This is a genomic window from Acrocarpospora corrugata (assembly GCF_009687845.1).
In the GTDB taxonomy this organism is placed as follows: Bacteria; Actinomycetota; Actinomycetes; order Streptosporangiales; family Streptosporangiaceae; genus Acrocarpospora; species Acrocarpospora corrugata.
Genome location: NZ_BLAD01000055.1, coordinates 20,296 through 44,391, shown reverse-complemented (window position 1 = coordinate 44,391; position 24,096 = coordinate 20,296). Strand labels below are relative to the sequence as shown.

Annotated in this window: 18 protein-coding genes and 4 tRNA genes; 12 read left to right on the top strand and 10 right to left on the bottom strand. The window is 67.4% G+C overall.

Annotation, left to right across the window (positions count from 1 at the left end; all coding sequences use genetic code 11):
* The first annotated feature begins 583 nt into the window (after nt 1-583).
* A complete protein-coding gene (locus tag Acor_RS45500; RefSeq protein WP_155338307.1) occupies nt 584-3,556 on the top strand; it encodes a helix-turn-helix transcriptional regulator in 2,973 nt (990 codons plus the stop codon).
* Between the two features lie 150 nt (nt 3,557-3,706).
* Here the strand turns inward: Acor_RS45500 and Acor_RS20455 are convergent.
* The 4 genes from Acor_RS20455 to Acor_RS20440 form a co-directional block, all read right to left on the bottom strand.
* A tRNA-Phe gene (locus Acor_RS20455) sits at nt 3,707-3,780 on the bottom strand.
* 20 nt (nt 3,781-3,800) lie between these two features.
* Nucleotides 3,801-3,875 (bottom strand) — tRNA-Asp (locus Acor_RS20450).
* Nucleotides 3,876-3,971: 96 nt separating this feature from the next.
* Nucleotides 3,972-4,044: transfer RNA gene (locus Acor_RS20445), tRNA-Glu, on the bottom strand.
* On the bottom strand, nt 4,045-5,505 hold the full coding sequence (locus Acor_RS20440; protein ID WP_246238833.1) for a metallophosphoesterase family protein: 1,461 nt from the start codon (nt 5,503-5,505) through the stop codon (nt 4,045-4,047).
* Between the two features lie 194 nt (nt 5,506-5,699).
* Between Acor_RS20440 and Acor_RS20435 the strand changes: the two genes are divergently transcribed.
* Together Acor_RS20435 and Acor_RS20430 are read left to right on the top strand one after the other, a co-directional pair.
* Nucleotides 5,700-6,041, top strand: coding sequence for a metallopeptidase family protein (locus tag Acor_RS20435; RefSeq protein WP_155338305.1), 342 nt, complete (start codon nt 5,700-5,702; stop codon nt 6,039-6,041).
* Between the two features lie 94 nt (nt 6,042-6,135).
* Complete coding sequence (locus Acor_RS20430) at nt 6,136-7,422, top strand: MFS transporter (RefSeq protein ID WP_155338304.1); 1,287 nt, start codon at nt 6,136-6,138, stop codon at nt 7,420-7,422.
* On the opposite strand, the gene Acor_RS20425 is transcribed toward Acor_RS20430, so the two are convergent.
* The gene (locus tag Acor_RS20425; RefSeq protein WP_170317010.1) at nt 7,419-7,808 is read right to left on the bottom strand and encodes a PspC domain-containing protein; all 390 of its coding nucleotides are present in this window, start codon (nt 7,806-7,808) and stop codon (nt 7,419-7,421) included. The two genes, Acor_RS20430 and Acor_RS20425, sit on opposite strands and share 4 nt — an antisense overlap.
* 85 nt (nt 7,809-7,893) lie before the next feature.
* Between Acor_RS20425 and Acor_RS20420 the strand changes: the two genes are divergently transcribed.
* The 3 genes from Acor_RS20420 (at nt 7,894) to Acor_RS20410 (ending at nt 9,871) form a co-directional block, all read left to right on the top strand.
* Nucleotides 7,894-9,048, top strand: a complete 1,155-nt coding sequence (locus Acor_RS20420) for an acyl-CoA dehydrogenase family protein (protein ID WP_174876173.1) — start codon at nt 7,894-7,896, stop codon at nt 9,046-9,048.
* A gap of 74 nt (nt 9,049-9,122) precedes the next feature.
* A tRNA-Lys gene (locus tag Acor_RS20415) sits at nt 9,123-9,197 on the top strand.
* A gap of 317 nt (nt 9,198-9,514) precedes the next feature.
* Nucleotides 9,515-9,871 carry a hypothetical protein gene (locus Acor_RS20410; RefSeq protein ID WP_155338301.1) on the top strand — a complete coding sequence of 119 codons (357 nt, stop codon included), beginning with the start codon at nt 9,515-9,517 and terminating at the stop codon, nt 9,869-9,871.
* Nucleotides 9,872-10,046: 175 nt separating this feature from the next.
* On the opposite strand, the gene Acor_RS20405 is transcribed toward Acor_RS20410, so the two are convergent.
* The 5 genes from Acor_RS20405 to Acor_RS20385 all read right to left on the bottom strand — a co-directional run bounded on the left by Acor_RS20405 (nt 10,047) and on the right by Acor_RS20385 (nt 14,922).
* On the bottom strand, nt 10,047-11,591 hold the full coding sequence (locus tag Acor_RS20405) for a site-specific integrase (protein WP_155338300.1): 1,545 nt from the start codon (nt 11,589-11,591) through the stop codon (nt 10,047-10,049).
* Nucleotides 11,592-11,597: 6 nt separating this feature from the next.
* Nucleotides 11,598-11,885: a helix-turn-helix transcriptional regulator gene (locus Acor_RS20400; RefSeq protein WP_155338299.1), complete on the bottom strand. Its 288-nt coding sequence runs from the start codon at nt 11,883-11,885 to the stop codon at nt 11,598-11,600.
* 310 nt (nt 11,886-12,195) lie between these two features.
* Nucleotides 12,196-13,092 carry a TRM11 family SAM-dependent methyltransferase gene (locus tag Acor_RS20395; protein ID WP_155338298.1) on the bottom strand — a complete coding sequence of 299 codons (897 nt, stop codon included), beginning with the start codon at nt 13,090-13,092 and terminating at the stop codon, nt 12,196-12,198.
* On the bottom strand, nt 13,089-13,889 hold the full coding sequence (locus tag Acor_RS20390; protein WP_218034386.1) for a hypothetical protein: 801 nt from the start codon (nt 13,887-13,889) through the stop codon (nt 13,089-13,091). The genes Acor_RS20395 and Acor_RS20390 overlap by 4 nt, the downstream gene beginning before the upstream one ends.
* 496 nt (nt 13,890-14,385) lie before the next feature.
* Complete coding sequence (locus Acor_RS20385; protein WP_155338296.1) at nt 14,386-14,922, bottom strand: hypothetical protein; 537 nt, start codon at nt 14,920-14,922, stop codon at nt 14,386-14,388.
* A gap of 663 nt (nt 14,923-15,585) precedes the next feature.
* On the opposite strand from Acor_RS20385, the gene Acor_RS20380 reads away from it, so the two are divergent.
* The 6 genes from Acor_RS20380 (at nt 15,586) to Acor_RS20355 (ending at nt 24,052) form a co-directional block, all read left to right on the top strand.
* Complete coding sequence (locus Acor_RS20380; protein ID WP_155338295.1) at nt 15,586-16,419, top strand: hypothetical protein; 834 nt, start codon at nt 15,586-15,588, stop codon at nt 16,417-16,419.
* Nucleotides 16,420-16,701: 282 nt separating this feature from the next.
* On the top strand, nt 16,702-17,124 hold the full coding sequence (locus Acor_RS20375; protein ID WP_246238831.1) for a pilin: 423 nt from the start codon (nt 16,702-16,704) through the stop codon (nt 17,122-17,124).
* 184 nt (nt 17,125-17,308) lie between these two features.
* Entirely contained in the window at nt 17,309-18,772 is a 1,464-nt protein-coding gene (locus Acor_RS20370; protein ID WP_155338294.1) for a TrbL/VirB6 family protein, read from the top strand.
* Nucleotides 18,773-18,810: 38 nt separating this feature from the next.
* A complete protein-coding gene (locus tag Acor_RS20365) occupies nt 18,811-19,758 on the top strand; it encodes a PrgI family protein (protein ID WP_155338293.1) in 948 nt (315 codons plus the stop codon).
* Nucleotides 19,759-19,778: 20 nt separating this feature from the next.
* A complete protein-coding gene (locus Acor_RS20360) occupies nt 19,779-21,581 on the top strand; it encodes a VirB4 family type IV secretion system protein (RefSeq protein ID WP_246238829.1) in 1,803 nt (600 codons plus the stop codon).
* Complete coding sequence (locus Acor_RS20355; RefSeq protein WP_246238828.1) at nt 21,578-24,052, top strand: type IV secretory system conjugative DNA transfer family protein; 2,475 nt, start codon at nt 21,578-21,580, stop codon at nt 24,050-24,052. Before Acor_RS20360 ends, Acor_RS20355 begins: the two co-directional genes overlap by 4 nt.
* Nucleotides 24,053-24,096 lie beyond the last annotated feature (44 nt).

Sequence of the window (24,096 nt, the reverse complement as noted above, 5' to 3'; positions counted from 1 at the left end):
CGGATGGGCATGTAGATTTGTCCGTTTGCGACCCATTTCGGACCTCAACGTGCACCGAGTCTACTGGTCCAGGATTGGTGGTAGAAGGGTCGGCAGACGCGCCACCTCAAGCCGTACCGAACGAGTGTTTCGGAGAAGATTTCGTCACGCAGGTCACCGTCGCTGTCATCCCGCCCACGTCACGTTGAAGATCGTGATCAGCTTTTGGGCCTCGTCGACCTTGAAGTACATGATCCCGGCGTCGCCGAACGCCACTTCACCGGCAAGGCGCGCAAGATCTCCGCCGGGTCATCTCCAGCGGTGTGCGGTGGCTCGCAGTCATAGCTTCGAGGCTACCTCGTGGAGCCAGCCATAACCCCGCTTCGTTTGAGCATGGACGCGAGCGTCCGTGGGACTCATCCCCCAGAGCATCGCGCGTAGCTGCCCGTCGAGGGGTGCACTCAACGGAGCATCGTCCAGCAGCGCTTGATGCCCCTCATGGGTACGCCGATATAGCGCAAGCAAGGCCCGCTACGAGGGGCAGCAAAGTGTCTGCCGTATCAGGATCTGTACAGGATTGTCGGCAGATGCGAGGGTGGCGGGCATGCGCGCGATGGCGGTCAGCCCGGTCTTCGTGGGACGACACGAGGAACTTGCGACCCTGGCGGCTGAGGTGGCCAGAGTGCGGGCGGGACACGCTTGCTTCGTGCTTATCGGCGGCGAGGCGGGCATCGGGAAGACGCGGCTGGTCGACGAGGTGATCCGGCTGGCCGAGACGTCCGGCCTACGCACTCTCACCGGCCACTGTGTGGAGCTCGGCCCGGAAGGGCTGCCGCTGGCGCCGCTGGCCGAGGCGGTGCGGGCACTGATCCGGTCGGCTTCGCCGGAGCAGGTGGACGCATGGCTGGGGCCCGCCCGGGGCCCGTTGGCCCACGTGCTGCCCAGCTTGGAGCCGATCCCCGGCACGTCCGCCGATCGGGCCGCGCACCTTCCCGAACTGGTGCTGGGGATGATCGAACGGCTCAGCGCCGACCAGCCGCTGATGCTGGTGCTGGAAGACCTGCACTGGGCCGACCAGACCACCCTGAACCTGCTCACCTACCTGATCCGGACCCTGCGCGAGGCACCGGTGCTGATGGTGGGAACCTACCGGTCCGATGAGATCCACCGCAGGCATCCGCTGCGCCCGCTGCTGAGCGCGTGGGAGCGGATGCGCGAAGCACATCGACTGGAGCTGGCCAGGTTCCGCCGCGAGGAGGTCGCCGCCCAGGTCGCGGCCATCCTCGGCGGGCCCGCCGACCCCAGCACGCTCGACCTGGTGCTGGATCGTTCCGAGGGGAACGCCTTCCTGGTCGAGGAGATGGTCGAGGTTGTGCGCAACGGCGGTGGCGGTGCCTCAGGGGTGTCCCCAACGCTGCGCGATCTGCTGCTGATCCGCGCCGAGGCCCGTTCACCGGGGGCCCAGCGGTTAGTCCGGGCCGTGTCGGCAGCCGGGCGACAGGTGCCCGAGCGCCTCCTGGCGGCGGTGGCGGGAATGGAGCCGGCCGCGCTGTTCGAGGCGCTTCGCGAACTCGTGGAGAACCATCTGCTGCTGGTGGACGAGGGCGGCCAAGGCTACGCCTTCCGGCATGCCCTGGCCAGGGACGCGGTCTATCACGACATGCTGCCCGGCGAGAGGACCGGTTGGCACGTGGCGTACGCGCGGGCGCTGTCGGCCAAGCCCGATCTGGCCGACGATCAGGCGTCGGCGTCGCTGGCCCATCACTGGCTGGCCGCGCTGGACCTGCCCGCGGCGCTGCCCGCGCTGTTGTCGGCGGCCGAGGCGTCGGCGGCGTATGCGCCGGCCGAGCAGCTCATGCATCTGGAGCGGGCTCTGGAAATCTGGGCTCGGGTGCCGAACGCCCCCGAACTGACCAGTACCGACCTGATCGGGGTGCTGACGGACGCCGGGGATGCCGCTTACCGGGCCGGATCGGTGGACCGGTCACGCTCCCTGGTGGGCCAGGCGCTGGCCGAACTGGGCGAAAGCAGCTCGGTCTCCCGGCGGGCACTGCTCATGTGGCGCGTCGGGCGCACACTGCTCGACCTGGGACAGCATGACGAGAGCATCTCGATTCTGCGGGCGGCGCTCGACCTGCTGCCTGCCGAGCCTCCGGAGTACGCCCATGCCGCGCTGCTGACCGCGCTCGCCGCGACATACCTGCGCGATGGGTCCTTGCGGGAGGCCGCGGCCATCGCCGACCGCGCCGTGGCCGTGGCCATGGCGGTGGGTGCGCACACCGAGCAGGCCGAGGCCCTGATCACGCTGGGCTCGGTTCGGGCGTACCTCGGCGAGGACGAGGCCGGCCTCGACAGCCTGATGCAAGGAGTGCGGCTGGCAGAGCGGATCGGCGCGGTGGAGACGGCTCTGCGCGGCTGGATCAACTCCAGTGACGCGTTGGAGCTGTTCGGCCGCCACCAGGAGGCGATCGACAGCGCGAACGCGGGTCTGGAGCTGGCTCGACGTGCCGGCAGCGTCCGCACCTCCGGCGCTTACCTGGCCGGGAACATGATCGAGTCCATGGGAAACATGGGGCGCTGGCAAGAGGCACGGCAGGCGATCACGCAGGTGCTGCGCAGTGAGCCGGAAGGGGTTTTCTACGCAACGCTGCTCATAAGAGCGGCGCAGACCGCCGTGCTGAGCGGCCAGGGTGAGGAGGCCGCCCGGCTCTGTCGGCAAGCGGCGGCCATGGTGATCGACTCCAACGAGCCCCAGTTCCTGCATCCGCTGGCCGGCTATCTGGCTGAGGCGAAACGCCTGGCCGGCGACCTGGACGGCGCCACCGCCACGATCATGGAGGCGCTGCGGCACGTCGGCAGCACCCAGCTGGCACGCTTCTCCATGCCGCTCATCTGGCTGGGCATCAGGATCGGGGTCGACCGCGTGATCCTGGCTCGCGACAGGCGGGAGGCCGTCCCGTCCGCCGAGGTCGTCGAACAGCTGGTCGCGATGGCCGGCAAGTTTCCCGCGATCACCCCGGCCACCCGAGGGTACGCCCTGGCGATCACGGCCGAGCAGACCCGGCACCCCCAGGCCGGTCCTCCGTCCGGCCAGGAGTGGCGTGGCGCCGTCATGGCGTGGCGAGCCGCGGACGAACCGTACATGCTGGCCTACTGCCTGTTCCGGCTGGCGGAGCAGCAGTGCGCCACGGGTGATCGCGGCGAAGCGGTGCGGGCCGCGGCAGAGGCGTCCCGCCTGGCTGCGGGACTGGGCGCCGAGCCGCTGTCCAGCGAGATCGACGCCCTGGCCAGGCGGGCCCGGCTGGTGCTCACCGACAAGCCGCCCGCGGAGCCGGTGCCCGCCCCGGCGGATCCGATGGCGCAGTTCACCCTGACCGAACGCGAGCGCGAGGTTCTCGGCCTGATCGCCGCCGGGCGGTCCAACGCCCAGATAGCGACGGAGCTCTTCATCAGCCCAAAGACGGCCAGCGTGCACGTGTCCAACATCCTCGCCAAGCTGGGCGTGACCGGCCGGGTCGAGGCCGCCGCCCTGGTCCACCGCCTTGGAGGAGTCCAGCTCCCGGCCAGGGGCCCCTGAACCATTCGCGGCCAGGCACCCTGGTCACTGCGGCCCGCTGAGCCCTCTTCGGTGAAGGTGCGGTCGGCGATGTCGACCTCGGCGGTCAGCGAAGATCAAAAAAAGCCCCGGAACGAAAACCGTCCGGGGCGTTTTAGCTGGTCACTAATGTGGTCAGGGGCGGGGTCGAACCGCCGACCTACCGCTTTTCAGGCGGTCGCTCGTACCAACTGAGCTACCTGACCTCGACGACTTGCGTCGGGAGCGGTCCTGACGGGACTTGAACCCGCGACCTCCACCTTGACAGGGTGGCGAGCACTCCAAACTGCTCTACAGGACCTCTATGTCCGGAAGTTTGCGCTTCCGTGTTGTTCTGCTCGTCTAGCTTACCAGTTCCTAGGAGGTCTTCGACCTGCCTTTTTCCCTGGTAAACCAGTGCCCCCAACGGGATTCGAACCCGTGCCGCCGCCTTGAAAGGGCGGTGTCCTAGGCCGCTAGACGATGGGGGCTCAGGGGTTTCTCCCTGTTCCGTGCCGTCTTCCGTCGGAGACCTCTGAAGCATAGGGGACTTGAGCCCTTGTTGCCAAAGCGATCGGCGACGGCGTGCCACTGATCGTTCCCGATGGCGACGGGACGTTCCCTGGCTCTGGGAAAATTGTACGACCTGGCTCGGGCTCGATATGACGTTCACACTGGATCCACTGCTCCCCGAGGCCCCCGACGGTGATGTCGTCCCAGGCCTGGAGCCGATGAGTGTCTTTGCTGAAGTACAGAACTGACGCCTGATGGGGAGTCGGCTCGTCGTGTTCGAGGCCCCGCAGGCCCGCCGCGCCGGTGGAACCCTGGACGATCATCCGGGTTCCGGTGGAAAGGAGTTCGGTGGAGCGGGCGTGGGTGTGGCCGGCCAGCACAAGGGCCACCGAGCCGCTGAAACCACGGCCGACGGTGGGGTCGTGGACGGCCACGAGGTCGGCGGGGATGGTGTCGGGCGCGGAGGTTGAGCTGCTTCGTGGCCATTCGGGGGGCGAGAGCCGTACCGCGTGGGAACGGCCCAGGTTGGTGAGGGAGACGGGATCGGAGTCGACGTCTACGGATTTGTCGGGCGTGAAGCGGGGGTCGCCTACGCCGTAGATGCGTAGACCCTTGATTTCCGCGGAGGTTCCGTCGAGGACGACGGCGTTCTCCTGCTTGGCTACGGCTTCTTCGGTTTCGCGAGAGTCGTGATTGCCACGTACGTAGACGTATGGGACGCCGAGGCGGCCGATCTCTTCGACGAAACCGTTCTCGGCGGTGGTGCCGTGGTCGCTGATGTCGCCGGTGTCGATGATCATATTGATCTTGAATTGCTCCTTGAGGGAGCGGATCACGTTCCAGGACACGGGGTTGATGTGCAGGTCGGAGACATGCAGGACCCGGATGGTGTCGGGATCGGGCTCATAGATCGGGAGGGTTGAGCCTGCTTCGTAGAGTTGCGAGACGTTTGTCACGAGTTTGGCGAGCTGGCCGCGGTACTCAGAAAATTTTGTGACGATCGATTGGGCGTCTCCCACCAGAGATGGCACACCGGTGAGCAAACCGGTATACCTGGGCTCGGAGATCGAGCGGGGATTGAGGGTCAAAGCCGAGGTGACGCCCAGCGCGGCGACCGACAGGAGCGCGATGCCGCTGGTCCAGGCGGCCGCGGAGAGCTTGCGGAAGACGATCAGCCCGGTCAGGAATCCGGCCAGAACCGCGCAGATCACCGCTCGAATGATCAGCTTGCGGAGGCCGGCGATCAGGTCGGTCTCGATGGTCTGGGGCAGCCGATCGGCCCATCTCGGATTCTGCAGGATCTGCTGGGCCACGTCGGGATGAACGGCTTCGATACTGATGCCCAGCCGTATCGGACCGCTGTGGCTGTCGAATCGGAGCGTGCCAAGGGGGCGCACGTCGATCACTGTTTCGCCGCCCCAGGCGGGTTGCAGGGTCATGCCGATGTCGGCGGGACCGACGGCGGTCTGGGTGGACGCGCCGAAGGACAGCCCCAGCCAGGCGCCGGCCAGGGCAACCATGATGACCGCCAGGATCCGCGCCAGCCAGCCCTGGGCGAGGCGGCGGACGATGTTGGTGAGCTCCACGTCCTTCATGTCTACCCCGAAATCCGGGGCCAAGTAGATTTGGCACTGTGATCGAGGTCTCGCGGAACAGATTCGAGGAGCTCGTGTCCGAAGCGCTGGACACGATCCCGCCAGAGCTCGCCAAGGTGATGGACAACGTTGTCGTGGTCGTAGTAGACGATCCGCCCGAACAAGGACTTCTCGGGCTGTATACCGGCATTCCACTGACCGAACGCGGCGAGTGGTACTCGGGCATGCTACCCGACCGTATCGAGATCTACCGGAATCCCACTCTGGAGATCTGCGATACCGAGGAAGACGTGGTCGGAGAGGTGCAGATCACCGTCGTCCACGAGATCGCCCATCACTTCGGCATCGACGACGAGGCGCTGCACGAACTCGGATGGTAGTCGCGGGGTTGCAATTCGCGAGCGCGGTAGGCACTGTAGGTGACATACTGAACACGGTCTGTCAGGTGCAGTCCTGCAAGCTCAGCGGAGAGAAATGGCGGCCACCAAGCCCGACCGGCTACCGGGTCGGCACCGCCGTCCGCCCGAACGCCAGGCAACCTACGGCGAAGTCCTCGCGATCGGAGAATTCCGGGCGTTGTGGCTTGGGCAGGGAATGTCGCTCTTGGGCGACCAACTGGCCCAGGTCGCATTGGCCGTTCTTGTCTATAACCGTACCCAGTCGCCGCTGGCCACCGCGGCCGTCTACGCGCTGACGTACCTGCCGCCGATCATCGGTGGGCCGTTGCTCGCCGGGCTGGCGGACCGGTTCCCGCGCCGCCGCGTCATGCTCCTGTGCGACCTGCTGCGCGCCAGTCTTGTCGCCATCATGGCGATTCCGGGCACCCCGTTCCCGGTGCTCTGCGTGCTGGTGTTCCTGGTCGTGCTGCTCAGCGCGCCGTTCTCGGCCGCGCGGGCCGCGCTGCTCCCGGAGATCCTGGAAGGCGATCGGTACGTCATGGGTTCGGCCCTGCAGAACATGACGAACCAGGCGGTTCAGATGCTGGGCTTCGCCGCCGGCGGGGCGGTGATCGCCGGGCTGGGGCCGTACCGGGCGCTGGCGCTGGACTGTGCCACGTTCCTGGGATCGGCGCTGATCCTGGTCGCCGGGGTCCGGCGCCGCGCCGCGCCCACGCCGGAGGACGAGAACCGGCCGTCGATGTGGACGATGACCCGGGCGGGCGCCCAACTGGTCTTCGGCGACCGACGACTGCGAACGTTGGTGCTGTTCGCCTGGTTGTGCGGCTTCTATGTGCTTCCGGAGGGGATCGCCGTGCCGTACGCGGCGGAACTGGACGACGGCCGGTTACCCGTGCCCGTCATCGGCGGGCTACTGATGGCGGCGATGCCGACCGGGACCGTCCTTGGAGCGTTCCTGTTCAGCCGATTCGTCACGCCATCAGGGCGTTTGCGGGCCATGGGGTGGATGGCGATGCTGACCTGCGCGCCGCTGATCCTCTGCGCGATGCGGCCGCCGCTGGAGATCGTCCTGTTGCTATGGGTTCTGTCGGGTGTCGGTGGTGCGTACCAGCTCGCGGCCAATGCCGCGTTCGTGCAGTGCGTGCCCCCGGAGCGTCGGGGGCAGGCGTTCGGGCTGGTCCAGTCGGGCCTGCTGGCCGCACAGGGCGTCGGCATCCTGATCGGAGGCGCGCTCGCCCAGGAACTCGGCCCCGAGCCCGTGGTCGCACTGGCCGGAGCAGCCGGTCTGTCCGCCGCGGCCGTGCTGGCCATGACCTGGACCGAGTCCCGTACGGAGATCATCGCCAAGGTCCGGGCTGCTTAGAGCTTGTCGTCCGCCTTGGGCTGGCTGTAGGGGTGGTGGGCGTACGGGTCGTGGGGCATCGACGGCTGGTGCCGGTTCGTAGCCTTTGACCACTTGTCCTGGACCTTGGCCTGAGTGTCCTTCCAGACCGGGTTGTCCTTGTTGTTGTCGATCAGATTCTGGACGATCGACGCGTCCTTGTCCTGGTCCGGAATGAGCAGCCACGCCACCGCGTAGATGCCGACACCGAGGCCGCCGAAGAGCGACGCGATGGCCAGGCCGACCCGCAGGATGTTGGGGTCGATCCCGACGTAGTTGCCAACACCGGAGCAAACTCCGGCGATGACCTTACCGTCCTTGCGACGACGGAGCTGCTTGACCGAACCGTGGGGAGTCATCTCGTTCATGTCTTCAGACTGCCCTGCGATAAGGACTATGCACATCGGGATTGCCCCTGGTACAACCCCGATGATCCCCGGATACCCTGACCCCATGGACCTGCTGAACCTGGACGACCAGCTCACCTCCGAACAGCGCATGGTCCGGGACACGGCTCAGGGTTTCGTCAGGGAACACGTGCTGCCCGGAGTGGGCGACTGGTTCGAGAACGGGACGTTCCCCGCTTCGACGCTTGGGCCGGTGCTCGGGTCGCTGGGGATGCTCGGGATGCATTTGTCCGGGTACGGCTGCGCGGGTCTGGACGCTGTTTCGTACGGGGTCGCTTGCCGTGAACTCGAAGCCGGGGATTCCGGGTTGCGGTCGTTCGTGTCGGTTCAGGGGTCGCTGGCGATGTTCCCGATCTGGAAGTACGGGTCGGAGGAGCAGAAAGAGGAGTGGCTGCCGCGGATGGCCGCCGGCGAGGCGATCGGGTGCTTCGGGCTGACTGAGCCTGATCACGGATCGGATCCGGCGGGGATGCGTACGAATGCGAAACAGGACCCTTCGGGAGACTGGATCCTCAATGGCTCCAAGATGTGGATCACTAATGGCTCGATCGCCGATGTCGCCATCGTGTGGGCGCAGACGGATTCGGGAGTCCGGGGGTTCGTGGTTCCCACGTCGACGCCTGGGTTCAGCGCCCCTGAGATCCACCGCAAGCTGTCCCTAAGGGCTTCGGTCACGTCGTCGCTCTACTTCGACGACGTTCGCTTGCCTGCTTCGGCGGTTCTTCCTGGGGTCACCGGGTTGAAGGGGCCGCTCTCGTGTCTCTCGGAGGCGCGGTTCGGGATTCTGTGGGGTGTCGTGGGCGCCGGGCGCGCCTGTCTGGAATCCGCTATCGACTATGCGAAGAGTCGCGTGCAGTTCGGCAAGCCCATTGGGGGGTTCCAGCTCACTCAGGAGAAGCTCGCCTGGATGGCAGTCGGTCTCGGGCAGGCCGGGCTGACCGCGCTCCATCTCGGGCGGTTGAAGGACGCTGGGCAGCTCAGTCCTCGGCAGGTCAGCTTCGGCAAGCTCGCCAACGTTCGGGCGGCTCTGGACATTGCTCGACAGGCTCGGTCGATCTTGGGGGCGAATGGGGTGACCTTGGAGTATCCGGTCATCCGGCACATGAACAACCTGGAGTCGGTGCTGACCTACGAAGGCACCGAGGAGATTCACACGCTGGTTCTCGGAGAGGCGCTGACGGGTCTGCCTGCCTATCGGTGAGGCTTGCCGCTAGTCTGGATCACGGGGAAAGCCCGTCGCGGGACCGCTGCGACTCGCTGTACCCTGCAACACAAGGGGTGCTAGCTCAACGGCAGAGCTCCGGACTTTTAATCCGTAGGTTCAGGGTTCGAATCCCTGGCGCCCCACCACCTTTGACCCCATTTGACCTGCCGATTCCTCCCGATTTGGGACCTCGTTGTCGAGGCGAGATCGCAAGGTGTTGCTCGTTGGTTGCTCATGGGCACGGACTGGGCACGCGCCGTGCCGCCTGAAGATCGATAAGGGCAGCCCACGTCAAGTCAGACCCATCTGACGACCATAAGAACACCCCCGGAAGCGGCTCGCGGGTCTCGCTCTTCCCCGACCGGCTTGTTCACCGGCCAAGCCTCGGTCAATGCGCCGAGGCCGGGGGGAACTTCGTTCAGGATGGCAGCCGTTTTGACGGCCCCTTCCGGAACGGATCGCTGTGCTTGTTCGCGTCTTCATCGCCTCGGCTGCCCTTGCCGTGATGGTCACCGTGCCCGCCTCAGCCACCGGTCCCGCGCCGGGATGGGGCCATGCGACCACCGCTGGGAGTGTTCATGTATCAGAAGACCGCAACCACATCGTGGTGTGCGACAACAAGGCCGACAACCTGTACGTGGAGGCCGAGTACGCCACATCCATGCTCGGCACCTACACCGTGGCCGACTCCAACGGAGCCGCGTGGGGCTGCGGAGAAGACCGCACCTACATCAGCCACGTCGATGTGTTCAAGATGTGCACCGGCATCAGAGGCGTCACGCGGCGCTGCGAGGAATCGGTCTGGATCACCAGACGGTAGCCGCTCCAGCCTGTCCGTGCGCCGGTACCCGCCGACACTCGCGGTCCAATGGACGCGGGCCCGCCCCGGCTTCGAGGCGGGCCCACGTCGGGAACCCGGGCTCAGCCTCGATTGATCACCTGTTCTGGCGATCGGATCGAAGTCTGAACTCCGTCTGAACTGGGCCGGTCCCGAGTTATCCGCGGGGAGGGGCCGGTGAGGAGGGAATGGCCAGGAGGGCTGCCGTCGACTCGGCGGCAGCCGCGGCGACCTCCGGATAGACGCTGGTGTAGGTGTCGCGGGTGAAGGTCGAGGAAACGTGGCCGAGCGTCTCCTGCACAATCTTCAACTCCACTCCGGCGGCGAGCATGAGGGACGCCGCGCCGTGCCGCAGGTCGTGCAACCTTACGGGTGGGAGCTGGGCTTCGAAGGCCAGCCAGTAGAACTGGTCGGTGACGTGCTGCGGATGCAGCGGCCGGCCGAGCTCATCGGTGAAGACGAACCCGCTGTCGGTCCAGTCGTCGCCCGCGGCGAGGCGTTCCTCGGCCTGCCTGGCGCGGTGTTTCTTGAGAAGTTTCATCGTTTCGGTGTCGACGGCGATGACGCGGTCGCTGGCGTCGGTCTTCGGCTTGCCCTGGACGGGCTGCCAGCCGAGTTGGGTGATCTGCCAATGCACGCCGATCGTTGCTCCCGAGAAGTTGACGTCCGGCCAGCGCAGGCCCACTGCTTCGCCACGACGCAATCCCCGCAGAGCGATCAGCCGGTACAGCACGTGCAAGCGGTGGCGGCGGGCGCGGGCCAGGAACGCCGAGGTGTGGGCCGGTGTCCACACCATGACCGGCGACGGGCGCGGGACAGAGATGAAGAAGCCGATCACATCCACCCGGGCCTTGATCCGGCGCGCGGCCTCGGTACGGGCCGAATAGTCGGCCCGCCATTGGGTCACCCGCTCCTCGGTCCACACCACGGGTTTGGGCCGGGCTGCGGGTGGGAGTTCGACGACGGCGGCGGGGTTGAAGTCCAGCAGCCGGTCTTGCCGGATGGCGATGTTTAGCGCGTGCCGCAGTGTGGCGCGGATGCGGTGCATCGTGGGAGGCCCGACCGGCCGCCGGTATCTCACCTTCGCGACGCGTTCCGGGTCGCCGCTGGCGCGCTCGACCGCGATGATGTCGTTGAACTCCTCGATGGCGTCGAACATGCCCGCGATGTCGGAGACACGCAGGCGATCCAGCCGGACTTCTCCCAGGTACGGGGTGAGGTAGAGGCGGACGTGGGAGGCGTAACCGGCGCGGGTGGTGGCTTCGATGCGGCGTTTGCGGGCCAGGAACTCCTGCAGCCATTCGGCGACGGTGATCTGCCGGTTGAGGTCTTGGCAGGTGCGGACCTTGCGCCGTACCTCCTCGGTGTCGGGCAGTTTCCTGGTGTCTTTCACTACCGACAGCATCAGGTCGGTGATCTTCCGTTTCGCCTGGGGGTCGTCGTCCAGGGCCAGCAGGCCGCGGGCGTGGTCGAGTTCGTTCTCGGCCTCTTCAAGGGTGTCGAATCCGCTACGCCGGAGCGGGTTGCGTCGCCTGCCGTCGGCGTGCGCGGGCAGCTCCAGCTGGTAAGCCCATTTGCCGTGGGTGCTGTTCCATCGTTCGCCGCTGCGACCGGGTCGGCGCAGTTTCGGGCAGCTGGTGCCGAGGCGTTTTCCTTGCTCGTCGCGGCAGGTGCAGGTCTTGTAGGTGGTTCCGTTGGCCACCGGGGGTCATCCCTTCTCATCATGCTCTTGGCCGCGACGGGCTTCGTCGTCGGCGTATCCGAGCAGCGCCCGCACCCCACGGACGGGGACCATGTAACGGCCGCCGATACGCAGCACCCGGCAAGGGAACTGGCCGGTCTGGGCCAGCCGGTAAGCCTTGGTACGGCCCATGCCGAGCAGCCGACCGGCGGTCACCACATCGATCACCTCCGCCTGCACCGCGTCAGCGTTGCCGAGATCGTGCGGCGTCTTTGGTGTCGCCGGTGTGGCCTGTGTCTTCGGTGTTTCCGTCATCACTGATCACCTCCATAGGAAAGGCCGTTCACGTAACCAGGCCCCGGCCCGGTTGGGGTCGGCGCGGCGACGTTCACGGGATGGGTGTGACGGCCAGTTGGCGGGCGCTGCGCCCCCGGACCGGCCCATCGGAATGCCGATTGGGTTCGCTGGCCAGCCGCGTGGCGTACGGTCGGACACAGCGGCCCACGGCGTGCGATGGCACCGGTTCGGAGGCGGGGGTATCGACGCCCGCCTCCGGCCCTGGCGTCAAGCAAAATCCGCTGGTCACAACGGCCACGACGCGCGTGACGGTTGCCCCCTGACGGGGCTACCGCGCCCCGTCCGGGAGATCCCCGGCCTCGGCTGGAGGCTTGCGGAAGATCAGTAGGTCCTCGTGTGCCGTGGCGTGGATCGGCAAGCCGCGCGCCTGGCCCTTTCGGGCCTCGTGAAGCTGGAAGAAGGAGGCCCGGTTCAGCAGCCGGTTTTCTCCTAGCCCACACAGCAGGCACACGACCCGATCCGCCAGCGATAGCCCTGCCTGCCGGGCGACCTGCTGGACCTGGCCCGGCAGGTCGATCAGCTCACCGCGATCGCGGTACGGACGCACGGTGATCGCCGCCACCCCGCCGGGCCGCAGCAGCTGAACGCAGCCGGACAGGATGCGGCCGAACCCCTCCAGCAGGTCGGGCAGGCTCTGATGGGCCAGGTTGGCCCGGTCGCGCGAATAGCGGTGATTCCATTTGTGAACCCCAGGCTGGCCGCTGTCGCGGCTGGAGCGGACGTGGCCGTGAGTGGCAGCACCATACGGAGGTGAAGTGAGAACCAGCGCCGCCTGCCCGGCCACCTCAGGGAGCAGCGCGGTGACGGCTCGGGCGTCTCCGATGACGACCCGGCCCGAACCCGGCGCGCCCTGGCGGCGCGCGTGAGCCAGATTGGCAAGCGCCAGTTCGCCCCACCGCTGCTCGAACTCCACACCGATCCCGCGCCGCCCGAGGTGGGCGGCTTCGACCAGGGTGGTGCCGATCCCGCACATGGGGTCGACGACAAGGTCGCCGGACGCGCTGTAGGTGTCGATTACCGTGGCGGCGATGGCGGGCAGCATCTTGGCCGGGTGCTTCATCGAGTCCGCCAGGTAGCGGCCCTTGCGCTGGTGACGGGACTGCTGCTGGCCCGTCGCCCAGACCGACATCGTCGACTCCGCTGTGGACTCCGCCGTGGCGTTCATCGGGACCCCTTCCCGTTCCGCCGGACGGGCACGTCCTCTCCTGGAGGGTCAGGCGGGCCGGCCGGGGCGAGCTTGACGAAGATGAGCAGGTCGGAGTGAACGCGGGTGCTGGCGGGAAGCGCTCGGCATTCCGAAAGTTCTCTCTCATCCGAGAGTGCTGCCGTCGGCGTGGGCGCCGTCGCTTCACCTCGCGCGGGGACGTGCAGAACGATGATGTGCTGCAGGTAGGTCAGCCCCGCCTGCTTGGCCTGCGAGATGATCCGCGGAACCGGGTCATCGACCTGGCCATTCCCTTGGTACAGGCCGGTGACCACCGCCAGGTACCCGCCTGGCTTCAGCAACTCCGTGGCCAGGCCGACACCTCGGTGGCTCACCCCCAAGTCCGCCGCCTCGGCGACAGCGTTGAACGAAGGGCTGACTCGGCACAACTGTCTGAGAAGGACAAGTGCCGCCGTGCCGCGCCGCGTTTTTACGAGCGGATCTGTGCTTGTCGGCCGTGGACGCGCGACACGGAGATCGACGGCTCGTAGGGCCTGGACGCTGTGCGCGCGCGTCAAGGCCCTCCAGGCCACGTCGGCCAGGCGGGTATCGGCGAACGTGGCGGTGATGGGACACCCCATGGACAGGGCACTGGAAGCGAAGTGAGGGTCGGTGGCGTTGAGGTCGACCACCGACTCACCCAGCCGTGTGCAGGCCGACAGCAGGTGCCGCGACAGTGCGCTGGTCACGGGGAAGCAGCAGCCGTTTCCGCAGACGGGCGTGGACTGGCTGCCGGAGGTGGCCAGCCACACACTCAACGGAAGACGGCGCCGTACCACGTCCTCAGCCGCGCGAACCTCGGCTGCCTCCCTCGCGCCGGAGGGATCGACGGGCCAGGAGTCTCTAGCGAGCGGATGGTGGGCGAGCGGGAAAGAATGTGTGGTCACGATGTTGTGGCCCGATCACCGGGTCACCGGTCCCTGTCACCCCTCCAAATACCTGCCGCGAGGCACCGGGTGGGACAGGCCGTCAGGCAAAGGCTCGATCATGCCTGCTTGTCCCTCACCGTGTCACACGGCCCACCTTCCTGCCGTTTCCGCAGGTCAAACGCTTCTCGTACATTCGGCGGACAGAGTTCGTCGAGCCTGAACGGGACCCTGTCTCCTGCCAGTTGTTCGGCTCACGCCTCATCCTCGTGCCCAGTGCGGCGTGGGCGACCGAGGCTCGGCCCGCTGGCGCGCGACGAATCGCCACCAACGCCAAGGGCCCGCACCGTATGGCGCGGGCCCCCGGGTCTTCCCTGGGTGTAACAGCTCAGAGGTCAGCCTCCGGCACACGGATTGGCGGCGGGAGCGGCGGCAACAGCCCGGACGGAAGGGGCGGCAGTTGGGACGACGTCTGTCCGGGGAGGAAAGGCCAAAAGGGCCCGGGGTTTTTGGAGGGGAATCTCGCGATGTGCCCGTCCGTGGCGATCTTCGTGCCCGCGCTGTTGAACATGTCGGTGGCGATGGCGACCGGTCGGTCGTTGAGCGGTCCGTCCTTGGTGATGGGCACCCGGAACTTGTGATCCGTAATCTTTGGAGTGCACTTCACCGTGGCCTTCGCTCCGCCTGATGGTGCGGGCTGTCCGGCGCCGGTCACGGTCTGGGAGACGAGGATGTCCAGGGTGACGGTGTCGTCGGAGGTGCAGCGAATCGACCCGGTCACCTCGACCTCGTTCGGGCCGAGCTTGGAGATCGCGTACGCCTTGAACGAGCCGCTGGATGTCGGGTCGGCGGCCAGAGCCGGTGCCGTGGTGGTCAGGGTGGATAGAGGTAGCGCGGCGAGGGCCGCGAGTGTCATCAAACGCATGAGCAGAGGGTATTTGGATAGTCACTCAGAGTGGAAGCATTGAAGGCCCTCCATTGCGGGCCCGTGTCACCAGCGCCGCCCCGTGGCAACCCTTCAGCACGTGAGCAAATGATCAGCGATTCGCATCACTTCACGTACAGATCAGGAGCGCTGCATAACGGCCAAATGGACATAAGTTGGCCCAAGGTAATTCGAGTGATGCGGGAAGACCATCTGACCCCACCACCCGACGAACCAGGCATACCCGGAGAACCGTGCCCGCCCAATCCGGCGTCTCCGGAGAATCTCAGCCCGTCAAGCAGCGTTCCGGCTGGGCGACTGGATCAACCCTTGTTCGCCTGACGGCCGGGGCGGTTCCCGGCAGATCTGGGATCAGCGACGAACGCGTTTCCGTAATCTTGACTTGATTGCCCAGGCCGGAACTGTTTCCGCAGCTCACGCCCAGTTCCGTAGAGCTGCTGCGCACGGCCGTCGTCGCGGAGTATCCCGCCTCGGGCTCTTCCTGAGCCCGTTTCCGCAGGTGATCGAAGGTGCCGGAGCATCGCCCGATCATCAGCGGAGTTTTGCCCGGTCCGATGTCCGTCCGGAAGTTGTCCGGTTCCTGTCCGGGGGCTCTGGCGGCATGAGCAGCGTCCGAACCGACCACCCCTTTCGGGAGCTGCAATGTCTCACGCCCTCACCGCAACCGACTCCGTGACCGCCTCCGGGAACGACACCCGGACCAGCGTGGACTCCGACACCGTTCCGCCCGTCCCGTTCCGGCCGTCCAGCTCACTGCCTCTGGATGTCGCCCAGCACGCGTTCGACCTCCTGATGGCCGGCCCCGAGCCGCTTTCCATTGACGGAGCCGAACTCGGGGTCGGGCTCCCCGCCCGGCTCATCCCGTTGCATGAGCTGCGAGCGATCCTGCTGCACCCCGCATGCTCCCGCACCACGCGGGACGAGGTATGGCGGCATCTGATCTGTCAGGCTCGCACTCATCGCAAGGCGTGGATGGTCGCCGCCGTCGCTCTCGCGTTGCCGATGCTGCACCGGCTCACCAAAAGCCTCACCAGCAAGATCACCGCCGATCGGGAAGACCTGGAAGCCGACGTGCTGGCCTGCTACATGGAAGCCGTCGTCCGGGTCAACCTGACCTGGTCCCATCCCGTGCTGCGGCTGTCCCGCCTCACCCAGTTCGCCGTCCTGCGCGCCCACGCCACCCAGCAGCCCGAACTGCTGACGGTTCCCGAACTCGGCGAGGGCGAGCAGGCGCTGTCCTACCCGGCCGGCCATGCCGACCTGCTGCTCGCCGGGGCGGTCGCATCCGGTGTCATCACCGCCGAGGAAGCCGAACTCATCGGGCTGACCCGGCTGGAGAACATCCCCCTCAGCACCTACTGCCGCAGCCGCGGCCTGCTCTACTGCACCATCCTCAAGCGCCGCCAGCGCGCGGAGGCCGCCCTCTACCAGGCGCTCATGGACGGCGACCTGGGCGACCTTTCCACCGTCCGGTAGACCACCTCCAGACGGACCAGGTGCCATCCGGCGCGTCATAAACCAGCAAAATCCGCTGGTTCCGATGTCCGAACTCGGCCCTTCGGCCTGGTCTTTGTCTCAGTGAAGGCAGCGCGGACGGCATCAGCTACAGCGCGGGTCACACCACGCCACCGGTCCCTGTCACACCGGTCCGCCCGCATGTTTCCCGCCGCGAAGGAGGAGGCCCACCCAGACCCACGCCGGGCTGGTGCCTCCGCGCTGCCTCGGACACCGGAAGAACACACGCATGGGAGGCAGCAAGTGAAAACGAGCGGACCCGGTTCGCCCGCACGCGAACCACGAGCGGTCGCGACGCGGACTTCTCGGCGCAAGGTCTTCCTAGCGGCCGTAGTGATCGCAGGCGGGCTTACCTTCGGCGTTCTGGTCCAACTCCTCATCACCCACGCCGCCAACGCCTGGGCGCAGGCAGCGGCCGAGGTGCTGGCCACGCCGTCCTCGCTCAACGAGGTCATCAACAACCTCCGCAACGTGGTCATCGGCTTGCTCGTCGCGCTGGCCACGCTCTTCCTGACCGTGGGCGGCGTCAGATACATGGCGTCCGCGGGTGACCCCGGGGAAGCCGAAGCCGCCAAGAAGTGCGTCCGAAACGCCGCCATCGGCTACGGCCTGGCCGTCCTGGCACCACTTCTGGTGGAGATCCTCAAGGGGATCGTCGGTGCCTGACATGGCCCCCGCGCGACGTCGGTCCCCGCCACACCGCCTGATCGCGGCCGGGGTCGCGGCCACACTCACGACAGCCATGCTCACGACGGGCATCGTCGTACTGGGCGCGGCCAACAGCCCAGCCGTGGCCAGTCCGGGTCCGTCACCGACGCCCTCGCTGTCATCACCCGCACCATCACCGCAGGTGAGCTCGATCGCCCCGCCACCCGCTCCGGATGGGTGCGGCTGGATGGACGTCGGCTGCACGATCAACCGTGCGGTGAACGGATGGTTCACCAGCCTGGTCACCGACGCGATCAATCCCGCCTTCGTCATGGTCGGGCAGACCCTGCTGTCCACCCCGCCACCGTCGATGCTGGCCCGCATCCAGGAGCTTTCCGGTCACGTCCAGACCCTCGCCAACACGCTGCTGGTGCTGTTTGTCCTGGCCGGAGGCGTCATCATCATGGCGCACGGCACCCTGCAAACCTCGACCACGATCAAAGAAGTCCTTCCTCGCCTGGGCGTGGCGGCTGTCCTGATCAACAGCTCGTTCGCTCTCTGCGAGTACGCCATCCAGCTGGCCAACGCCCTCGTCGGTGCGCTGCTCGGCGAGGGGGTGGACGGGAATCGGGCCGGGAACCTGATCGCGGGCAAGGTCGCCGATCTCCTGGGCGACCAGCAGACCGTGTTCTTGTTCCTGGTCCTGTTGATCGGCGTGGCCGTACTGCTGGGCGTCATCCTGGCCTTCATCGCGGTCATCCGCGTCGCCCTGCTGATGTTCCTCATCGTGGCCGCGCCGCTCGCGCTGCTCTGCCACGGGCTGCCGCAAACGCAAGGAGTGGCGCGCCTGTGGTGGCGCTGCTTCACCGGTGTCCTCGCCATCCAGGTGCTCCAGGCCTTGGCGTTGGTCCTGGCCTTCAAGACCCTCCTCACCGATGCCAGGGAAGCGTTCCCGGACGCCGGCGACGGTAGCGGCCTGGTAGTGGCGGGACAGTCGACAGTGAGCCGGGCACTCGACGCCTTGATCCTGATCGGGATCTTGTTCGTGCTGGTCAAGATTCCCCGCTGGGTGGCGCGCACCATCTGGCAGCAAGCCCAGCCCAGCCTGCTCAAACGCGTCGTGAAAGCGGTGATCGTCTACAAGACGATGGGGGCGCTCGGCTCCGCCATGGGCAAAGCCCGCAGCGCGGCGACCGCCAGCCGTGCAACCCGCCGAGGATCTGCCGCACGGAGCGCACCCCCACGCAGCCACCGACCACCCCAAACCCCGGCAACCTCAGCACGCCAAGGGGCTCCGCCAGGAGGTCATTCCGTGAAGCACGCTCCCACTACGCAAGGCCCGCAACAGCTCGCCCTGCCCTTTGAGGTACGGCCCGCGAGACCGGCCAAACCCTCGACCTCTGCGTCCTCGCCGTCGGAGGCAGCCCGCCGTGGCCGCCAGCTGGCGATGCCGTTCCCCGTGACGCGAATCCCGGCCACATCCCTACCTGCCACCCCGCCCCCGCCCCCTACCGGACCGTGGATCCGACCCCGGCCGCCATGGGTGCAGGACCGCCTTCCCGGCATGCCGACCAGGGCGCCCAGGCCCGGCCAGCTCCGGCTGCGCCTGGATCCGCCTCCCCGCCGGCAACCCAGAACCCGCCAACCGAGAAAGGGCAGCGAGTGAACTCGGGCTCGCCTATCCCTGAACGCTGAGGAGCGCCCGTGCCAGATGACGACCCCTTGATCACGCGCATTCCCGCCGACGTCGACCAGCCCGACAAGATCGCCTTTGGGCTCACCGTCCGGCAGCTGGTCATCGTCGCCCTGACCGGTGGCCTGGCGGCCGGGATCTACTACCTGTTTCACAACGTGCTCCCCGTACTGATCCTGGCCGCGCTTCTCCTGCCCGTCATCGCCGTCGGAACCGCACTCGCTCTCGGACGACGTGACGGGCTGAGCCTGGATCAGTTCGCCGTCGCGGCCTGGGTGTTCGCACGTTCATCAAAGCGGCTGGTGACCGCACCGGAGGGAGTCGCCGAACCGCCCAGGTGGTGCCGCCTGCGGGGAAAGCTGCCTGCTCCGCTGCGGCTGCCGGTCCGTGCCATCCGTACCGACGGAGCTCTGGAACTGAGCGAAGGCGTCGCGGTGCTGGTGGAAACCTCCACCCTTTCCTTTCATCTGCGCACCCCTGGCGAACAGAACGCGCTGGTCGGCGCCTTCGGCAGATGGCTGAACTCCCTCGACGCGCCGGTCCAGATCCTGGTCCGAGCCAAGCCGATCGACCTCGGCCATCTCATCGACGGGACCGCGAGGCACGCCGAGGACCTGCCCCATCCAGCCTTGACCCACGCCGCGGCGGAGCACATCGAGTTCCTGCACCACCTGGGCGCTACCACTGACCTGCTCGCCCGGCAGGTGCTCATCGTTCTCCGCGAACACCAACCGGCGAACGGACGCCGGGCCGTACGGCGCGATGCCTGCGCTGCCGTCGTTCTGCGGCGTGCCGCCGAAACCGAGCACATCCTCGCGGCGCTCGGCCTCACCACGCGCGTCCTGGACGCCTCGGCAGCTCATCGAATCTTGACCGAATGCCTTGATCCAGGCGGCTGGCATCCCTTCACCGCCGCCCGCCCCGACGAACTGATCACCAGCAGTGAGGCATGCCCTTGAAATCACCACGGATATCCCGAGTGCGGTTCCGGCGGCGTGAACGTGGATCCGAGTTCAGCACGGTCGCCCACCCGGGTGCGCTGGAGGTCGGGGCACGTTCGGTGACCCTTCCCAACGGGATCACCGCCTCCTTCGCCGTGGTCGGCTACCCGCGTGAGGTCGGCGCGGGCTGGCTTGAACCCTTGCTCACCTATCCCGGCCGCTTGGACGTGTCCCTGCACGTGGAGCCCATCCCACAAGCCGTGGCGGCAAAGCAATTGCGTCGTCAGCTGGCCCGCCTGGAATCAGCCAGCCGCGCCGACGCCGAAAAGGGCCACCTACAGGACTTCTCGACCGAGGCGGCTGCCGACGACGCCACCGATCTGGCCGCCAGCCTCGCCCGAGGCCACGGCCGCCTGTTCAAAACCGGTCTCTATCTCACTCTTCACGCATCCGACCAGGAGCAACTCATCGCAGAAGCGGAACGGGTGCAGGCGCTGGCCTCCTCGCTCCTGCTCGACACCCAACCCACAACCTTCCGCGCCCTCCAGGGCTGGACCACCTGCCTGCCGCTGGCCAGCGACACGTTGCGCATCACCCGCAGCTTCGACACCACCGCCCTCGCCGCGGCCTTTCCCTTCACCTCACCCGACCTCGCCGCCCCAGTCGGAGAAACAGCGGTGCTGTACGGGCTGAACGCGGCCAGCTCCGGGGTCGTGGTGTGGGATCGGTACGCCCAGGACAATCACAACTCGGTGGTGCTGGCCCGTTCCGGTGCCGGCAAGAGCTTCTTCACCAAACTCGAAGCTCTGCGCCTGCTCTATCAAGGCGTGGAAGTCGCCATCGTCGACCCCGAGGACGAGTACGCCCGCCTGGCCCGAGCCGTCGGAGGAACGCACCTCAGACTCGGCGCCTCCGGCGTGCGATGGAACCCCCTCGATCTGCCCGCCAACCAGGGCGGCGACGTGCTGACGCGCCGTGCGCTGTTCCTGCAGACCCTCGTCGCAACCATGCTCGGCAGCCCCCTCACCGGACACGCGCGGGCGGCTTTGGACGCGGCGGTCTCCTCCGCCTACCAGGCGGCGGGCATCACCCACGACCCGTCCACATGGTCACGGCCCGCGCCGTTGCTGGCTGACCTGGTCGAAGCCTTGGACGCCGGTGAGCACGGGCGAGAACTGGCCAGCCAGCTCATGCCGTACGTGACCGGCTCTTACCGCGAAATCTTCGATGGGCCGACCTCGACCACCCCGACCGGGCATTTGATCGTCTTTTCGCTTCGGGACCTGCCCGAAGAGCTGAAGGCCGTCGGCACCTTGCTCGCCCTGGACGCCATCTGGCGCCGGGTGGCCAATCCGCGTGACCGCAGAAAGCGGCTTGTCGTAGTCGATGAAGCCTGGCTGCTGATGAAAGAGCCCGAGGGCGCGCGGTTCCTCTACCGGATGGCCAAAGCGGCCCGCAAGCACTGGGCCGGACTGACGGTCGTCACCCAGGACGCGGCCGACCTGCTCGGGTCCGAACTCGGTCAGGCCATCGTCGCCAACGCCGCGAGCCAGATCCTGCTGCGCCAGGCACCGCAGGCAATCCACACGATCGGCGACGCCTTCGATCTGACCGAAGGGGAACGGCAGTTCCTCCTCACCGCCGAGCGGGGTCAAGCCCTGCTGATAGCCGGTCCAGCGAGCCGCGCCGCCTTTCACGTCATCGCGTCTCCCCGTGAAACCTCGCTCATCACGACCGATCCAGCCGAACTCGCCGAACTGGACCGCTATGACCCCTCCGCTCCTGTGCTGAGCCTCGAAACCCCTGACCGCAGCGGAGACGACGAAATGGATCCGCTGTGACCATCAGTCCTTCACCCGGGCCCTGCCTGCTGTGCGACCTCGACGGAGACGACGTTCAGACCGTCTTGGACTTCCTACGCACCCTGCCCACCCGGCTCCCGGAACTCCTGGTCGGGCAAGCGCCGCGTATCGCGATCTCCGTCACGGTGCTCCTATCGGCGCTCGCTCTCGTTCGCTACCTGCTCGGCTGGATCAGGCACGCCAACCTCACGCCCGGCGCGCGGATCATCGAGATCTCGTCCCCACCGAGCAGCGATCCCGCCGGGGCGGCTGTGCTGTGGAGCCAGCTCGTCGGCCTGCTCAGTCCCGCCTGGAAACGGTTCTTCATCGGCCAATCCCACCTGGCATGGGAGTACTTGGGCGACGAGTCGGGAGTGCGAATTCGCCTTTGGGTATCCGGGACCGTCCCCGCAGGCACTGTCGAGAAGGCTGTTCATGCCGCCTGGCCAGGAGCGACCACCTCGACGAAGCCAGCTGACCAGCCGTTCGGCGGGTCCGCGCGGGCGACAGGCGGGCGGCTGGTCCTGGGCCGGGCCGAGCACTACCCCCTGAAGGCTGACCATTCCAATGACCCGGTGCGTTCCCTCCTCGCCGCGATGAACGGACTGCGCGACAGCCAGCAGGCGATCGTCCAGATCCTGGCGAGGCCCATCACCGGGAGGCGACTTCGGCACGCCTATCGAGCCGCCGCCGTGCTGCGCGGCGCGCCATCCGGCAACGCGCTGGGCCAAGCCCTTGATGAACTCGTACTGGCCCCCGGTCATTCACGCCCCGGCGAGTTGGCCCGGATGTTCCCCGAGCGGGCCGAGCAAGTACGCGCCATCCTGGCCAAGACGAGCCAGCCTCGCTACGCGGTCACCATCCGATACGCGGTCGCCGTCCTCAACGAGGACGAACTGCCCGGCCAGAGTAGAGACAGCTGGCTACGCGCGCAGGCGCACACCGTGGCCGGCGTCTTCGCCTTGTACACCTCCGGCCACCAGTACCTGCGGCGCGCCCGGCTCGTCCGTCTGCTCCGGTCCATCGCCTCTCGCCGCCTAGATTCGGGGTACCTGCTGTCGATCGGCGAGCTGGCCGCGCTGGCGCACCTGCCCTGGGACGCCGACGCGCCCGGAATCGTACGCGCGGGTGCCCGCCCCATCGCGCCATCACCCGCCGTACCCCGTACCGCCGTGAACGGCCCTGTGCGGGTCCTAGGGGACACCGACAGCGGGCCGTCGCGTCCGGTCGCGCTGCCCGTCGCCGACGGGCGGCAACACACCCACATCATCGGCGGTACCGGCGTCGGGAAATCGACGCTCCTGGCCAACCTGGTGCTGGCCGACGCCCACGCAGGCCGGGGCGCCCTCGTGATCGATCCCAAAGGGGATCTCATCCGCGACATCATGGCCCGGCTGCCCGAACGCGCAGTCCGCAAGACGGCGGTCTTCGACCCGCAGGCCCCCGGCCGCCCGCCCTCGATCAACGTCCTCGCGGGCGGCGATCCCGCCTTCGCCGTCGACTCCCTGGTCACCATCTTTCACCGGTGCTTCGCCTCCGCCTGGGGACCGCGGGTGGACGACCTGCTCCGGTCCACCTGCCTGACCCTGACGAAGGTGCTCGGCCCCCGCGCCACCCTCGGCGAGGTGCCCCGGCTGCTGACCGACTCGGCCTTCCGCTCTCGCATCACGGCCCAACTGGACGATGAACTCCTGGCCGGGTTCTGGGACTCCTATCACTCCCTCACCCCAGCCGGACAGGCCTCCGTCATCGGGCCGGTGATGAACAAGCTGCGCGCCGTACTGCTCAGACCCTTCATCCGGCAAGCTCTGGCCAGCCCGCGCACCACGGTTCCCATCGGACAGGTCCTGAGCGACGGCGGATTGATCCTCGCCCGCCTGCCCAAAGGTGTTCTCGGTGATGACGCGGCCCGGCTGTTCGGTTCCATCCTGCTCGCGCACACCTGGCAGGCCGCGACCCGGCGTGCCCGCCTCGCCGAACAGGAACGACCTGATGCCGCCCTGGTCATCGACGAATGCCACAACTTCCTGAACCTGCCCGGCCACATCAACGACGTCCTGGCCGAGGCGCGCGGATACCGCCTCTCACTGGTCCTGGCCCACCAGCATCTGGACCAGCTTCCCGCCGACCTCCGCGAAGCGCTGTCCGCCGACGCCCGGAACAAGATCTATTTCGCGTCCTCACCGAAGGACGCCTCCGACCTCAAACACCACACCGCGCCGTTGATCACACCGCACGACCTCACACACCTCGGCGCCTATCAAGCCGTCGCCCGCCTGGTGGTCGATGGCCAGCAGACGCCCGCCTTCACCCTCCGAACCCGTCCGCTGCCACCCATCACACCCGGCCGTGAGCAAGCCGTCAGAGAGGCGTCCCGTGAACGATTTGGCAGCCCTGACCTGGCCGAACCCACGCCAACCAGACGGCGCCCACGCAGGAAGGGCCTCTCGGACCCGCGCACCTCCACCTGAAGTTCACGACGACGCCGACCATGATCACTCTCGTTTTCGGAGGA

Coding starts and splice junctions, on each gene's coding strand:
- Acor_RS20425 (WP_170317010.1), bottom strand. CDS start 7,808: ATGAACGAGATGACTCCCCACGGTTCGGTCAAGCAGCTCCGTCGTCGC.
- Acor_RS20440 (WP_246238833.1), bottom strand. CDS start 5,505: ATGACCCTGCAACCCGCCTGGGGCGGCGAAACAGTGATCGACGTGCGC.
- Acor_RS20380 (WP_155338295.1), top strand. CDS start 15,586: ATGTCTCACGCCCTCACCGCAACCGACTCCGTGACCGCCTCCGGGAAC.
- Acor_RS20430 (WP_155338304.1), top strand. CDS start 6,136: ATGGCGGCCACCAAGCCCGACCGGCTACCGGGTCGGCACCGCCGTCCG.
- Acor_RS20395 (WP_155338298.1), bottom strand. CDS start 13,092: ATGAACGCCACGGCGGAGTCCACAGCGGAGTCGACGATGTCGGTCTGG.
- Acor_RS20385 (WP_155338296.1), bottom strand. CDS start 14,922: ATGCGTTTGATGACACTCGCGGCCCTCGCCGCGCTACCTCTATCCACC.
- Acor_RS20420 (WP_174876173.1), top strand. CDS start 7,894: ATGGACCTGCTGAACCTGGACGACCAGCTCACCTCCGAACAGCGCATG.
- Acor_RS45500 (WP_155338307.1), top strand. CDS start 584: ATGCGCGCGATGGCGGTCAGCCCGGTCTTCGTGGGACGACACGAGGAA.
- Acor_RS20400 (WP_155338299.1), bottom strand. CDS start 11,885: ATGACGGAAACACCGAAGACACAGGCCACACCGGCGACACCAAAGACG.